Annotated in this window: 16 protein-coding genes; 13 read left to right on the top strand and 3 right to left on the bottom strand. The window is 47.0% G+C overall.

What is annotated here, in order from left to right:
- Positions 1-55: 55 nt before the first annotated feature.
- Entirely contained in the window at positions 56-202 is a 147-nt protein-coding gene (locus JOC54_RS13260) for a hypothetical protein (RefSeq protein ID WP_204466701.1), read from the top strand.
- Between the two features lie 70 nt (positions 203-272).
- Here JOC54_RS13260 and JOC54_RS13255 read toward each other — a convergent pair whose 3' ends face one another.
- Both JOC54_RS13255 and allD read right to left on the bottom strand, forming a co-directional pair.
- Positions 273-821: a DinB family protein gene (locus JOC54_RS13255; RefSeq protein WP_204466700.1), complete on the bottom strand. Its 549-nt coding sequence runs from the start codon at positions 819-821 to the stop codon at positions 273-275.
- A gap of 72 nt (positions 822-893) precedes the next feature.
- On the bottom strand, positions 894-1,904 hold the full coding sequence (gene allD / locus JOC54_RS13250) for an ureidoglycolate dehydrogenase (RefSeq protein ID WP_204466699.1): 1,011 nt from the start codon (positions 1,902-1,904) through the stop codon (positions 894-896).
- 88 nt (positions 1,905-1,992) lie between these two features.
- Between allD and JOC54_RS13245 the strand changes: the two genes are divergently transcribed.
- The 12 genes from JOC54_RS13245 to JOC54_RS13190 all read left to right on the top strand — a co-directional run bounded on the left by JOC54_RS13245 (position 1,993) and on the right by JOC54_RS13190 (position 13,644).
- A complete protein-coding gene (locus JOC54_RS13245; RefSeq protein ID WP_204466698.1) occupies positions 1,993-2,679 on the top strand; it encodes a GntR family transcriptional regulator in 687 nt (228 codons plus the stop codon).
- Positions 2,680-2,700: 21 nt separating this feature from the next.
- Positions 2,701-3,708 carry a TRAP transporter substrate-binding protein gene (locus tag JOC54_RS13240; protein WP_204466697.1) on the top strand — a complete coding sequence of 336 codons (1,008 nt, stop codon included), beginning with the start codon at positions 2,701-2,703 and terminating at the stop codon, positions 3,706-3,708.
- The gene (locus JOC54_RS13235; RefSeq protein WP_204466696.1) at positions 3,705-4,187 is read left to right on the top strand and encodes a TRAP transporter small permease; all 483 of its coding nucleotides are present in this window, start codon (positions 3,705-3,707) and stop codon (positions 4,185-4,187) included. Before JOC54_RS13240 ends, JOC54_RS13235 begins: the two co-directional genes overlap by 4 nt.
- Positions 4,187-5,458: a TRAP transporter large permease gene (locus JOC54_RS13230; protein ID WP_204466695.1), complete on the top strand. Its 1,272-nt coding sequence runs from the start codon at positions 4,187-4,189 to the stop codon at positions 5,456-5,458. Before JOC54_RS13235 ends, JOC54_RS13230 begins: the two co-directional genes overlap by 1 nt.
- A 24-nt stretch (positions 5,459-5,482) precedes the next feature.
- Positions 5,483-6,499, top strand: a complete 1,017-nt coding sequence (locus JOC54_RS13225; RefSeq protein WP_204466694.1) for a zinc-binding alcohol dehydrogenase family protein — start codon at positions 5,483-5,485, stop codon at positions 6,497-6,499.
- A 24-nt stretch (positions 6,500-6,523) separates the two neighbouring features.
- Positions 6,524-7,597, top strand: coding sequence for a mannonate dehydratase (uxuA, locus tag JOC54_RS13220; RefSeq protein ID WP_204466693.1), 1,074 nt, complete (start codon positions 6,524-6,526; stop codon positions 7,595-7,597).
- The gene (locus tag JOC54_RS13215; protein WP_204466692.1) at positions 7,598-8,443 is read left to right on the top strand and encodes an SDR family oxidoreductase; all 846 of its coding nucleotides are present in this window, start codon (positions 7,598-7,600) and stop codon (positions 8,441-8,443) included.
- A 26-nt stretch (positions 8,444-8,469) separates the two neighbouring features.
- Positions 8,470-9,108, top strand: coding sequence for a bifunctional 4-hydroxy-2-oxoglutarate aldolase/2-dehydro-3-deoxy-phosphogluconate aldolase (locus JOC54_RS13210; RefSeq protein ID WP_204466691.1), 639 nt, complete (start codon positions 8,470-8,472; stop codon positions 9,106-9,108).
- A gap of 207 nt (positions 9,109-9,315) precedes the next feature.
- Entirely contained in the window at positions 9,316-10,356 is a 1,041-nt protein-coding gene (locus JOC54_RS13205; RefSeq protein ID WP_204466690.1) for an amino acid ABC transporter substrate-binding protein, read from the top strand.
- Positions 10,314-11,609 (top strand): amino acid ABC transporter permease, encoded by a 1,296-nt coding sequence (locus JOC54_RS13200; RefSeq protein WP_239586719.1) that lies wholly within the window; start codon positions 10,314-10,316, stop codon positions 11,607-11,609. Before JOC54_RS13205 ends, JOC54_RS13200 begins: the two co-directional genes overlap by 43 nt.
- Before the next feature lie 5 nt (positions 11,610-11,614).
- Entirely contained in the window at positions 11,615-12,817 is a 1,203-nt protein-coding gene (locus tag JOC54_RS13195; protein ID WP_239586718.1) for an amino acid ABC transporter permease, read from the top strand.
- A gap of 29 nt (positions 12,818-12,846) precedes the next feature.
- Positions 12,847-13,644 (top strand): amino acid ABC transporter ATP-binding protein, encoded by a 798-nt coding sequence (locus JOC54_RS13190; RefSeq protein WP_204466689.1) that lies wholly within the window; start codon positions 12,847-12,849, stop codon positions 13,642-13,644.
- Positions 13,645-13,689: 45 nt separating this feature from the next.
- On the opposite strand, the gene JOC54_RS13185 is transcribed toward JOC54_RS13190, so the two are convergent.
- On the bottom strand, positions 13,690-14,547 hold the full coding sequence (locus tag JOC54_RS13185) for a hypothetical protein (RefSeq protein WP_204466688.1): 858 nt from the start codon (positions 14,545-14,547) through the stop codon (positions 13,690-13,692).
- Between the last annotated feature and the right edge of the window lie 110 nt (positions 14,548-14,657).

The following is a 14,657-nucleotide window of genomic DNA, read 5'->3' as shown; positions in this document are numbered from 1 at the left end:
TTCGGAAAGGGATGCGTCACTCTCGCTACAAGACCGTGCTTACCAGCTTGGTCCGATGCCCATCATCACCGTATTAGGTTTTCTTGACGTTATTCCCGTATCGAATACGCTTGCGTGGGTCGCGCTCGCAGCGTTTGTTGTTGGATTAATCGTCTTCTTTACAACATTTAATGGGAAAAATCCTGCTGACGAGACGGACTAAGACACCTGAGAAAGGGTGTCTTTTTTTCTTATAATCTATTTCACCTTAACACCTTGCTCAACATACAGGCTTATTCGAGCTTGTAATACTGTTTGCATAAACGGAAATGATGCTGTTCGTGAATCGCAAGTAAATCAATGGCTTGAAGAAGGTTGGGATTACCGGCAAGGGGATCTGGATAGCGAATATGCCCAGCGATATCTTCATCAAGATGACAAACGAGCATAGCGAGCTTGTCCGTTTCTTCGTCTAAAATCGTTAGTATATCATGAAACTGTGGTTGTAACTTTGTGGTGTTTGGAGGCATTAAGAAAAACGGTGCTTTCATCGTCTTTTGATTTTTTTGTTGATAGAGTTCGTAAACATTCTCACTTTGCCAATCGGAAGGTTTATTTCTAAAAGGATAGGCAAGCTTTGAAGCAATGGGAAGATATACTTGATTTAGCCGCCTAAACCATTTGAGTAGTAGGTATAGATGGAGGTACGTCTCTCCAAACGACCATTTCTCTTCATTTGGCCGCGTCCATTCTTCTCCTGCATATGGAATCATTACCTCAAGCATGACTGCGCGTTGATTCAATAGCTTAGTAAAATGCGTCTCTAAGTGTTTTCTTTTCACAAGAGACCTCCTTTTTTATTCCATACCTACGAAAACCTGCAAAAAATGTTTCATAAAAAAGGGAGAGTCTTATTAAGACTCCCCCACCAAAAACCGATACACACTCTCCGGTATAGGAATGCCTTCTTCCTTACGCTTGCGAGCAATTTGGTTTTCAATTTCCCCGGGAACGAGAACTTGATCAACTCCTTCGGCAGCTGGTGTTTGTCTTATTTCTGCGATCATCTGATCGAGCCGAGTGGCAAAGCTGTTGAGTCCTGTAAACACAGCAGGGTCAATCGCCATATAGAAGTGTCCGAGCTCGCGGTTCTGTTCGTAGTCGCCGTACATTTTAGAGACGTGTGGCCCAAACGCGGCGCCGGTGAGCAGGGCAGAGAAAATTTCGACGACCATGGCTAGACCGTAGCCTTTTGGTCCGCCGAACGGCGTGAGAGCGGCAACATTTTCTGGATTTGTTGTAGATTGACCAGAGGAATCAACCCCCCAACCGTGGGGAATGGGCTGCTCGTTTTCTTTTGCATTCAAAATTTTGCCGAGGGCAACGGTGCTTGTGGCAAGGTCGAGAATAACAGGATCTTCCTTGTCTGTCGGAAAACCGAAGGCGATTGGATTCGTCCCAAAAAACGGCTCTGCTCCACCAAAGGGCACGACAATTTTATCGGTGTGTGACATCGCAATCCCAATCATTTTCGCCTCTGCTGCTTGTTGAACAAAATAAGATAAAGCGCCACAGTGACTACTGTTTTTGACGGCAACAGCGCTCATGCCGGATTCGGAGGCTTGAGTAATCGCTGCTGCCATCGCCTGCTTGGAGATCGCTTGGCCGAAGCCGTTGTCGCCATCGTAGAGCAGGGTAGAGCAAGAGGTTTTTGTTAGCTTAGGGTTCGGCGTTAGATTAATGCCGCCTGCTTTAATACGTGTGAGATAATGCTCGACGCGGAGCACGCCGTGTGAATCAACGCCACGAAGGTTTGCGTGGATTAGCACGTCGGTTACGGCCTCTGCGGTTGCTTGATCAACTCCTGCCTGAGTAAATTGCTGTAAGGTGAGTGCTATTAGTTCTTCTGTAGAGAGATGGGGCATGAGATCTCCTCCTTGTTGTAAACGCTTTAAAATAATCGTAGCATACTTGTATGGTAGTGTGGTAGAGTTTATTTTAAGAGGTGAGAAGATGTTAAATCGAGCGAGATTTAAAGTTTCCACTAGGGAATTTGTGTATGAAACAATCCGTGAATTAATCATGACGCTAGAGCTCCCACCAGGTTCGGCGATCTCGGAAAAGGAAATTGCGGAAGAGTTGGAAGTGAGCCGAACGCCGGTTAGAGAAGCGTTCTTGAAGCTTTCAGAAGATGAACTATTAACGGTACTGCCGCAGCGGGGATCGTTTGTCACGCTAATCGATCTTGATCATGTGGAAGAAGCGCGCTTTCTAAGAGAACAAGCAGAGACAGGAATGATTAAGCTAGCCTGTGAGTTAATTCACGAGCAAATTGTGCAACAGATGCAGGAAAATGTCGAAGCGCAGAAAAAAGCGAAGCAAGCAGAAGACGAAACGACGCTGTTCAAGCTTGATCGAGAGTTTCATCGTTTGCTAGCAGAGGGAACAAACAAGCTTCGTGTATGGCAGGTCATTCAGCGAATGGATACTCATTCCAACCGGCTTCGAAAGCTAAGTATGGATTTAAAGTTGAACTGGGATTTGCTGATTGAACAACATGAGGCGATGGTGAACGCGATTAAAACAAATGATAGAAAAGGTGCAGAATCGATCATGCATGCCCATTTGACGCTGCTTAAGTTTGACCAGAGCGCCTTACGCGCTGAATATCCTACTTATTTTTATGAACAAGATAACTAGACAGATAAAGGAGAGACAACCATGTTGAAATATGTGGCAACCGCCTGCGTAGTTAGCGCTTTGCTTTTAAGTGGATGCTCCCAGAGTACTTCTACTGGAAGCGATGATGTGACGCACTGGAAAATGACACACATCTCCGATTCCAGTCACCTCTGGCACCGGACGGCCGTTGAGTTTTCACGTCTTGTCGAGGAAAAGACAGACGGAAAAGTCATGATTGACGTTTATCCAAACAGTCAGCTTGGGAGCGAAGTCGATAACATTAATTCGATTCGGCTAGGGGCGACTGATTTGACGATTACAGGGGAGACGCTGGAAGTGTGGACGCCAAATGCGGTTATGCTTGCCGTCCCGTATGCGTTTGAAGATGAACACCATATGCGCCGGGTCATTGAAGGCGAGCTTGGTTCAATTATTGAAAGCGATATCGAGCGAGATATTGGCTTAACGCCGCTGTTTTATATGGAGCGTGCGCCACGAAACTTAACATCAAATTACCCGATATCGACTCCAGAAGATTTAAGGGGTTTTAACATGCGGGTGCCAAACGTGCCACTATTCTTAGATGCGTGGTCGGAGGCAGGAGCACAGCCGCAAGTTATTAGCTTAAATGAAGTGTTTACCGGCCTCCAGCAAGGCGTTATTGATGGACAGGAAAATCCAAATGATTTAATTGCGAGCAACGGTTTCTATGAGGTACAGTCCCACTTAAATACGACGGAACATGTACGCTCATGGATTTATGTGGTGGTTGGTACCGAACAAATGGAAGCGTTGCCAGCAGATCAGCAAGCAGCAGTACGCGAAGCGGCTGAGGAAGCGGAGGCGTATGCACAAGATTTGCTCGATGCTGAAACCGAGGCGGTGCTTAATCGCTTAATCGAGAGCGGGATGGAGATCAATGAAAACGTTGACCACGATGCCTTCCGCGAAGCAATGATGCCCGCACTGGAAGATTATTTCGGTGAAGAACAGTATCAATTGTATCTTGATATTTTAGCTGAAGGGGAAGGAGGGACCAGCGAATGAACGCGATGAAAAAAGTTGATACCATTTTAGGCTATGTGACGATGTTGTTGTTTGTTGGGCTCCTTCTTGTCGTCATTATTCAAATCTTGAGCCGCTATTTTCCCTATGACTTTATTTGGACAGAGGAGCTGTCTCGGTACTTATTTGTTTATTCAATCGTCACCGCCGCACCACTTGCCCTTAGAAAACAAGAGTTCATCCGCGTTGATATGTTGATTTTGGCATTGCCGGAAAAAACGCGAAAAATCTATGAATCTGTGATTGCCGTGCTTATCTTTGTTTTTGCAGCGCTGTTGTTTGGCTACGGTCTTCAGTTTGCTGGACTTGGTCTAGATTTCTATGCGCCTACGCTCGGGTTTTCAATGGTCTATGCTTATGCGGCAGCACCGTTACTCGGACTTCTACTTATGGTCTATTCGGTTGTTTACATCATTGATCGCTACCAACAGGTCACTGACCAAGAGAAGGAGGAGAGCTAATGGCCTTGCTCGTTGTTGTTTTATTTCTATTGTTTATCGGCTTTGGTATTCCAATTGCCTTTAGCTTAGGGTTGTCTTCCCTTATCTACTTACTTGTTGCTGGGGTGCCGCTAGCGACGATTCCGCAGACGATGTTTGCCGGAATCAACTCATTTGTGATGCTCGCTATTCCAGCGTTTATTTTAGCAGGAAACTTAATGAATGCCGGTGGGATTACAAACCGCATTATTGATTTTGCGAATGCCATCGTTGGTCATATTCGTGGTGGACTTGCGTTAACAAACGTCGCTTCGTCTCTCGGATTTGCTGGTATATCAGGTACGGCGTTATCGGATACAGCAAGCATTGGCTCGGTAATGATTCCGGCGATGAAGAAGCAAGGGTATGGCGCAGGGTTCTCGGCAGCCGTTACATCAATTTCATCAACAGTCGGACCGATGTTACCGCCATCTTTACCAATGATAATTATTGGGACACTCGCGAGTATTTCAATTGGAGATCTGTTTCTTGCTGGTGCGATTCCAGGTATTTTACTTGCAGTTGGGTTTCTTATTGTCACTTACATCATTTCTGTAAAGCGTCAGTATCCAAAAGGGGAAAAGCAGCCGATCTCCGTTGTTGGAAAAAGCTTTCTCGGCGCATTTTGGGCGCTATTAATGGTTGTCATTATTCTGTGGGGAATTCTTGGTGGTTACTTTACACCGACGGAAGCAGCCGTTGTCTGTGTTGTGTATGCGTTAATCGTCGGAAAGTTTGTTTACCGTGAACTTGATGTAAAACTGGTTCCTTCAATTCTCGTCAATACACTTAGTTCAACCGCTTCCATTCTGTTGCTTGTTGGCTTTGCCAATACGTTTGGATGGATTTTAGTCAGTGAAGGCGTACCATTATTAATCGCAGACGGCATTCTATCAATCACAGAAAACCCTGTGTTCGTCATTCTACTAATTGTGCTGTTGTTGCTTGTGCTCGGGATGTTTATGGAAACGATTGCGGCGCTTGTTATTTTGTTCCCGGTATTGCTTCCAGTTGCAACGAGCATCGGAATGGACCCAATTCACTTCGGAGTTGTAATGGTCCTTGCGCTTATGATTGGCTTATCAACACCGCCTGTTGGTGTCTGCCTATTTGTGGCCTCGTCCTTTGCAAAAGTACCAATTACAAAAACGGTCAAAGAATTAATGCCATACTTTGGGGTAGCGCTGCTTGTGCTCCTGATCGTCGCCTTTGTCCCGTCCTTGTCGCTGTTTTTACCAGGATTATTTGAATAAAGAGAGAATAGGAGAGTGGAGCTCATGCGTGCCATTCAAGTGATTGAACCAGGAAAGTTAGATATTGTTGAAGTCGATAAACCAGTTATCGAATCAGCTGATGATGTTATAGTAAAAGTTGAGCGCGTTGGAATCTGTGGCTCGGACGTTCATATTTATCACGGAAGCAACCCGTTCACCGTCTACCCGCGCATCATTGGTCATGAAGTAGCTGGAGTGGTTGAAGCGGTTGGAAGTGACGTTGTGACTGTGCAAGTTGGTGACCGTGTCTCGCTCGAGCCAATCACTTACTGTGGTCATTGTTACGCTTGTCGGAAGGGGCAGCCCAATGTCTGTACGGAGCTAGAAGTGTTTGGTGTCCACCGTGACGGGGGAATGAGTGAATGGATGAAGGCACCAAGCAAAAACTGGCACCGCGTTAGTGAGCGTGTATCAAGTGAGACCGCTGCCTTAATTGAGCCGCTGACGATCGGCGCCCAAGCGACAAGCCGTGGTGACGTGCAGTCAGGCGAAACCGTCTTTATTATGGGGGCAGGACCAACAGGCATTGCCTGTCTCCTGCTCGCCAAGAAAAAAGGTGCGCGCGTGATTATCTCAGACTTTAATCAAACAAGGCTAAATTATGCCGTATCGATTGGTGCAGACCACGTGCTCAACCCGGCAAAAGTCGATGTCGACGCAGAGATTGAGCGTTTAACCGACGGTGAGCTCGCCAATGTTGTCATTGATGCAGTCGGAACCCACGGCACATTTGAACAGGCAGTTAGACTGGCTTCGGTTGCTGGAACGGTGGTGACGCTAGGCTTCAATGAAACACCGTCAGCGATCCCGTCCTTGTTGTTAACGAAGAAAGAACTACGTGTTGTCGGTTCAAGATTGCAGACAGATCAATTTAAAAAGGTCATTGCAAAAGTAGAAGCAGGTGAGATTGAGCCTGCCGCAATTGTTTCGCACCGCTATGCCTTTACTGAAATCACCGATGCACTCACCCTGCTTGAAACAGAGCCAGAGAGTGTCCGCAAAATTGTGCTTACATTTTAAACGATAAGAGGAGTGGAGAAAATCATGCGTATGACTTTTAGATGGTACGGAGAAGATAATGACTCCGTATCCTTAGAACAAATTAAACAGATACCCGGTGTCGAAGGACTGGTTTGGGGGTTGCATCACCGTCTTGCAGGAGAAGTGTGGACGGAAGAAGAAGTAATGGAAGTGAAGGCACAAGCCGACAAGCAGGGGTTCCATCTTGATGTTGTAGAAAGCATTAATGTCCACGAAGACATTAAGCTCGGTTTACCAACGCGCGACCAGTATATCGAAAACTACAAAGAAAGCTTGCGCCAAGTAGCCAAGGTCGGTGCCAAAGTTGTTTGTTTCAACTTCATGCCGGTATTCGACTGGACGCGGACCGATTTGTACAAAGAAATGGAAGACGGCTCAACCGCGCTTTTCTATGAGAAGGCTAAAGTCGAACAGATGGATCCGTATGAACTAATCGAGCAAACAACGACGTCGGGTTACACAATGCCAGGCTGGGAGCCGGAGCGCTTAAAGACGATTGAAGCATCGCTAAAAGCGTATGAAACAGTGACGGAAGAAGATGTTTGGGAGAACCTCGGCTATTTCTTAAATGAAGTGCTGCCGGTAGCGGAAGCGGAAGGCATTAAGATGGCGATTCACCCGGATGATCCACCATGGCCGGTGTTTAACCTACCGCGCATGATTACGAGTGAAAAAGCCATTGAGCGCTACTTGTCGCTTTCCGATAGCCCGGCACACTGCTTGACGCTTTGCAGCGGCTCCCTTGGTGCGAATCCAAACAACGATGTACCAGCAATCATTCGCCGTTTCCATGACCGGATTGCGTTCGCGCATATTCGCAATGTAAAGATTTACGACAACGGTGATTTTATCGAGAGTTCTCACCGCACGCAGGACGGCTCTGTCCGGATTGATGATGTGGTCAAAGCCTATCATGAGAACGGTTTTACCGGTTATGCCCGCCCGGATCACGGCCGCCACATTTGGAATGAAGAGTGCCGCCCAGGCTACGGCTTGTACGACCGCGCTCTTGGCATCATGCATCTCTGGGGCTTATGGGATGCCTATGAACTTGTTAAGCAAAAGGAGGAAGCGTAAATGCTGCCGATTCACGAGAGTTTAGCAGGGAAAACCGCCGTCATTACAGGTGGTAGCGGTGTTCTGTGCAAAGCAATGGCGAAGGAGCTAGCTCGCCAAGGAATGAAGGTGGCGATTTTAAACCGCACGCAGGAAAATGGTGAAAAAGTCGCTAAAGATATTAAAGCAGCTGGGGGCGAAGCGATTGCGGTTGCTTGTGATGTCCTTAATGAGGAAAGTGTTGCGACTGCCTACCAAGTTGTCCGAGATACATTTGGTGAATGTGATTTGCTTGTGAACGGGGCAGGGGGCAATCACCCTGACGCGATTACGGGAAAAGAGCTTTACGAGGCAGGCGATCTTGAAAATGAGACGGTAAAATCCTTCTTTGACCTCAATGTCTCCGGCTTCGACCACGTTTTCCGATTAAACCTAATCGGCACGCTCATCCCAACGCAGGTGTTTGCGCGGACGATGACGGAACGGGGCGGTACGGTTATTAATCTATCATCGATGTCGGCACCATCACCAATGACAAAGGTGCCCGGCTACAGCGCCGCAAAAGCGGGCATTGACAACATGACGCAATGGCTTGCTGTTCACTTTGCTGAAGCGGGTATCCGCGTTAATGCAATTGCACCAGGCTTCTTTCTGACCGAACAAAACCGTGATCTGCTAACGAATACTGATGGCTCCCTCACCGACCGCGCCAACAAAATCATTGCGCATACGCCGAAGCGCCGCTTTGGTGAGCCGGATGATTTACTTGGAACCCTGCTCTGGCTAGCTGATGACGAGACATCTCGCTTTGTCACCGGCATTACGGTACCTGTGGACGGTGGCTTCATGGCGTATTCTGGTGTATAAATTTCACTTATTTCAGGAGGAACGATATGACGATTTTAACTGAACTAATCGACTCCGGCGTTTGCGCAGTAATGCGCAAGCTGCCGTATGAAAAAACCGAAGCAATTGCCAAAGCCTTGCTCGCAGGCGGCGTGCGCGGTCTTGAAGTTACACTTGATTCGGACCGCCCATATGAAGTCATTACCAATCTTAAGCAGACGTTTGGCGACGAAGCGCTTGTTGGTGCGGGCACGGTGCTAAATGGAGAAGAAGCACAGGCTGCACTTGATGCAGGTGCCCAGTTTATCTTCTCGCCGCTACTCTCAAAAGAAGTGATTGATGTGGCAAAAAAAGCAGGTGTTCCGGTTATACCAGGCATTTTTACGCCAACCGAAGCCTATCAAGCAACCCAGTGGGGCGCGGATATGGTTAAGGTTTTCCCGGCCGACTGCGTTGGCCCTGGCTTTATTAAAGCCGTCAGCGGGCCGCTGGCACAAATTAAGATGATGCCAACCGGTGGCGTTGATCTCGATACGATTCCAAGCTTTATTAAAGCCGGAGCAGTTGCCGTTGGTGCAGGAGGTGCCCTGTTGCAAAACACGTTGATCGAGCAAGAAGACTGGCAGGCACTAGAAGAACGGGCTGCTGCGTTTGTGGCGAAAGTAGAAGAAGCGCGAGCAAATTAAAAATTTCCCACCTTGCATTAGCGAGGTGGTTTTTTTTGTGTAGAAAATCTAACTTGATTAGTGAAGAAAGTGAAAAAGATTGATAGATAACCTGACACAAAGCGCCGAGAAGACAAGAACTATGTTTATGATATAAAAAGATCGATATTTCAATCAATTTGAAAAACGGTTTCAACAGATATCAACCAAATAGGGGGAGTTTGTAGAATGAAAAAGTACGCAATGGTTTTAACCGCTGGTGTAGCGATGCTGACTTTAGCCGCGTGTGGGGGAGAGGAAACCAGTGCTGAGGATGGTGGCACACCAATATTAGATCGTGTGCTAGACCGAGGTGAGGTTATTGCTGGAGTAAACAATGAACTACCTGGTTTTGGTTACGTGACGTCAAGTGGTGACTATGAAGGCTTTGATGTTGATTTTGCTAGAGTCATTGCGGCTGCTGTTTTTGGAGATGCTGATGCTGTGTCCTTTCGTCCATTATCTGCGCAAGACAGGCTAACAGCTGTGCAAACGGACGAGGTCGATATTCTTGTTAGAAACACGACGAACACATTAGAACGAGATGCAATGGGACTTCATTTCGGACCGACGATCTTTTATGACGGTCAAGGTATCATGGTCCGAGCAGATAGCGGCATTGAAACGCTGGAAGACTTAGAAGGTGCTCGAATTGCAGTCGACACAGGGACGACAACGGAAATGAATTTGGCGGATCAGTTTCGTTTAATGGGCATTGACTATGAACCGGTAACCTTTGACGGACAGGATCAAGTGCTGGATTCCTATGAATCAGGCAGTGCTGATGCATGGACAACCGATCGTTCAGGTCTGGCCGCGCGTTTAAATACATTAGCGAATCCCGATGATCACCTAATTCTTCCTGATGTCATTTCAAAAGAACCGCTTGCCCCTGTCGTGAAATCAACCGATGCAGCGTGGTTCGACATTATGAACTGGGCTGTATATGCGACAATTCAAGCAGAAGAGTTTGGCATTGATTCAACGAATATTGATACATTTATGGATACGGAAGACCCAGAAATTCGCCGTTTCTTAGGGCTCGAAGGAGCGCTTGGCGAGTCAATTGGTCTTGAGAATGATTTTGCCGTGAAGATCATTGAGCAAGTCGGAAACTATGGCGAGATTTATGACCGCCATATTGGACCGGATACCGTGTTTGCCCTCGAACGCGAATTAAATGAGCTTTGGACAAATGGTGGGCTGCATTATTCGCCGCCATTCCGCTAAGACGAACTGACAGTAGAGAAGCTTGTTTAATTAAAGAAGGTCTGCCACGCGATGGGAGACCTTCTATACGAGGTGATGGCATGGAGCCGATGAGGCGGCTTTGGAATGACAAACGACTAAAAGCAGTTGCCTTACAGGTCATTTTTGTTGTAATCGTAGTTTCCGCGCTGGCGTTTATCGTAAACAACGTCATTGTTGGGATGAACCGACTGGGGATGTCGCTCGATTTTCAATTTCTTACGCGAACGGCATCATTTGATATTTCAGGCGATAAGTTAATTTCGTACAGTGCAACCGACAGCTACGCACGAGCAATTCTTGTCGGGATTATTAATACATTGCGCATTGCTTTTTTAGGGATTGTATTGGCAACGATCGTTGGGACAATCATTGGCATTGCGAGGCTTTCGAAAAACTGGCTAGCGCGAACCGTTTCAAAAACGTATGTTGAAATTTTTCGGAATACACCATTGCTTGTGCAAATTATTATCTGGTACTCAGCCGTGTTTTTAACGCTGCCGTTAATTGAAGCGGAAGTGAATCTAGGCGAATTTCTTTTCTTTAGCAACAGAGGGATTGCAATGCCGTGGGGTGATGCTACAGGGGCAACGCTCATTTGGGCAATAGCGCTTGTTGTTGGGATTGTCGCGGCGATTTGGTTGTACCGTCTGAAAACAAAGCAGCAAATTGAGACGGGCACGGAGAAGCATCCGTTTATTTGGCTAGCTGGAACAATTGTTGCTGCCATGCTTATCGCGTTCCTTGTAACGTTCCAAGGGCCTTTCGAGCTTAGTATTCCTGAATTAAATGCGAATGGTAGAAGCTACATAGGCGGTTTTGTCCTCTCTCCGAGTTTAGGTGCGCTGTTAATCGCGCTCGTCATGTATACGTCGGCATTCATTGCAGAAATCGTCCGATCGGGGATTATGGGAGTGAATAAGGGACAGCGAGAAGCTGCGCATTCGCTCGGGTTAAAAGAATCGACCGCTTTGCGACTCGTTATTTTCCCGCAGGCGTACCGGATCATAATTCCGCCAATGACCAATCAATATTTGAACTTAACGAAGAACTCCAGTCTCGCAGTCGCAATCGGTTACCCTGAGATTGTCTATGTCGGTAACATTATTTTAAGTCAGTCTGGGCGCGCAGTTCAGATGATTATCGTGATGATTGCCTGCTACTTATTCTTTAGTTTAGTGACATCTTTACTCATGAACCTGTTTAACAAATATACGCAACTGGTAGAGAGGTGAGAAGGTTGAGCCAAATTGAACCACAGACAGGAAACGCAGGCTCGTCTCTTCCGCCCCCGAGCCAACGTAAATCAGTCCCGACATGGTTAAAGGATAATCTGTTCACAAACTGCCGCCAGTCTTTGTTCACAGTGGTCTTAGTTATCTTAGTTGGGCTGCTTGTATACAATGTACTGCACTGGGTGTTTGTCACGGCAGACTGGTCCGTGATTCCTCCTAACTTCAAACTGCTATTATCCGGTCAATACCCTGTTGCTGAGCTATGGCGCATCTGGGTGGGACTGCTAACATTTGCTTTGTTACTTGGTGCATCATCAGGTACGTGGAAAGGAGTTATAACCCATCTCGCTCTCTTTCTTGCTGGGCTCTTTCTTGTCTGCCTTGTCCTCCCGTTCGTGGCGCTTGAAACAAGAATCTGGCTAGGTTCGGGGATTGCGCTAATTGGCGTGGGGCATTTGCTTGGTCGGCTGAAGCCGGCCAAAAAAACAATGGCAGTCGCTTGGCTCGTGTTTATTCCGTTTGCGGCTTTCTTGCTCGATGGATTTGGCGTATTAAATTCAGTTGGCACCAATCTCTGGGGTGGTTTCCTGCTAACGCTGCTGCTCGCCTCCGTCGCGATTGTCTGCTCGTTTCCACTTGGGTTGCTGCTTGCCCTCGGTAGACGAAGCAAGTTACCGGCGGTGAAATATACATGTATCACTTATATTGAATTGATTCGAGGCGTGCCGCTTATTACAATCTTGTTTGTCGCGCAAATCATGTTGCCCCTACTACTCGGAGGACAGACAACGATTGACCACATCGCTCGAGCGATGATCGGACTTACGTTATTTAACGCAGCTTATTTGGCAGAAAATATCCGTGGCGGGCTTCAAGCCATACCAAGAGGGCAGTTTGAAGCGTCGCATGCGCTTGGAATGAGCACAGCGCTCACAACGGTTTTTGTCATCTTGCCGCAAGCGCTCCGAGCGGTTATTCCAACAATGGTCGGCCAGTTTATTGCGATCTTTAAAGATACGTCACTTGTTGCCATTGTAGGCTTAGTTGATTTACTCGGAATTGCTCGGAATATCGCAGCGAATCCAGAGTTTATTGGTCGACAAATGGAGCTGTTTATCTTTGTCGCACTCGTCTTCTTTATCTTCTGCTCGATCCTCTCCTACACAAGCCGGAGGGTTGAGCGGTCATTAGGTGTTGGTGACAGGTAAAAGTGAGCGAATCGAAAGGAGTTTTTCAAATGAGGCAAACGGAAGAAGTATCAACCGCGCTGGACAAATTCGACCACGACATTCCTCTGGCCGAGCGCGACGACATCATCAATTGTGAAAATGTCAATAAATGGTTTGGTGATCTTCATGTTCTAAAAGATGTCACGCTACACGTCAAGCGTGGCGAAGTCGTCTGTGTGCTCGGTCCGTCGGGTTCAGGGAAGTCGACGTTTATTCGGACATTAAATGGGCTAGAAGAAATTCAGCAAGGGACGATTACGATCGATGGAACAAGCCTTTCAAATGAGATAAAAAACATTGATACGATCCGACGAGAAACAGGAATGGTCTTCCAGCAATTTAATCTGTTTCCTCATATGACAATTAAGAAAAATATTATGCTCTCACCAATGTGGGTACGTAAATGGGCGAAAAGCAAGGTTGAGAAAAAAGCGTTCGCTTTGCTCGAGCGCGTTGGCATTCCTGAACAAGCAGATAAGTACCCGGGGCAGCTCTCAGGCGGCCAGCAGCAGCGGGTAGCGATTGCCCGGGCACTAGCGATGGAGCCGAAAATCATGCTGTTTGATGAGCCGACGTCCGCCCTTGATCCGGAAATGATCAAAGAGGTGCTCGACGTCATGAAGGAGCTAGCGAAAACAGGAATGACGATGATCGTCGTAACGCATGAAATGAACTTCGCTCAAGAAGTTGCCGACCGGATTATTTTGTTTGATCAAGGGAAAATCATTGAAACAGGGACGCCAGGCGAAATGTTCAATAACCCGAAACACGAACGAACGAAGTTGTTTTTATCGCAAATACTGTGATTGAAAAAGAACAACACTCGACCGAGTGTTGTTCTTTTCGTTCTGTTAAGCCAATGGAAAAGGCTCATATGCTTTTGTTGCTTGATCATGCATCGTTTGGACAGGGGCTATTTCCGGGGGCACCTCTTTGTTCCCGACAGTCATGACGTATTCGCATGTGCGCCATTGTTCTAGCTTTTCTTTATAGTTCCGATCCCACTTCGCTAACGATTCTCGCTCTTCCTCATTTCGATACGGGTAACGGACGGGGATTCGATCCATCCCGAAGCGCCAAGGCTTTGGTGTCAGCCTTGCACGAAAGCTATTCTGGACCTTACATAAGACGCGATAGCTCGGATCACAGCGAAGTTCTTCTAGGATTTGCTCCGTCTCTTGCCCACTCGGATCATACGTTTGATGGGTCATCATGTATCGAAGCCCACCGTACGTTCGATATACCGTCGCCCCGCGTTTAGCATCGCCATCTACCCAACGCTTGAGCTGATTAATCGCTTCTGTCTCATTCGAACCTTCGCTTGCGGCTTTCTTTTTCCGAGAAAACAACCCTTTTATGCCTTTCAGTAAGCTCGCATTGGATGATTGCGCAAAATCGATATCAACAAACATGACATCCTCTGAATTTAAGATGAAGGAACCATACAAATTACGGGTAATCACATAACCTAAATCGTCGTGAGAAGAGATGATCTCTTCCCGAACAGGATAATGCCCGTAAGCATATTTGTTCTGAAGTGGTTCGCCTTGCTCAATTCGAGATGTAAGCGCAGCGGCTGCTTTGTTTGCGTGAGATTGAGCCTCTGCCTCACTTACGTCAGACCAACGCCATACAGAGGTCACGACTCGTTTACCGGTTGAATCCAACGTATCAATCTCTGACTCTGCCCAATACTTAGGAATGTCCATTCTTTCGGCTCCTCTGCAAAAATAGTCTACCTTCATTATAAATCGTTTTGAACTCTTTTGTGAGCAAAAGGGTTCAAACACAGGCCTTACTCACGCCAGAAAGAACCCTA

This window comes from Shouchella xiaoxiensis, from assembly GCF_016907895.1.
GTDB lineage: Bacteria > Bacillota > Bacilli > Bacillales > Bacillaceae_D > Shouchella > Shouchella xiaoxiensis.
The sequence above is the reverse complement of the archived record's forward strand: the minus strand, read 5'-3'. Positions and strand labels throughout refer to the sequence as shown.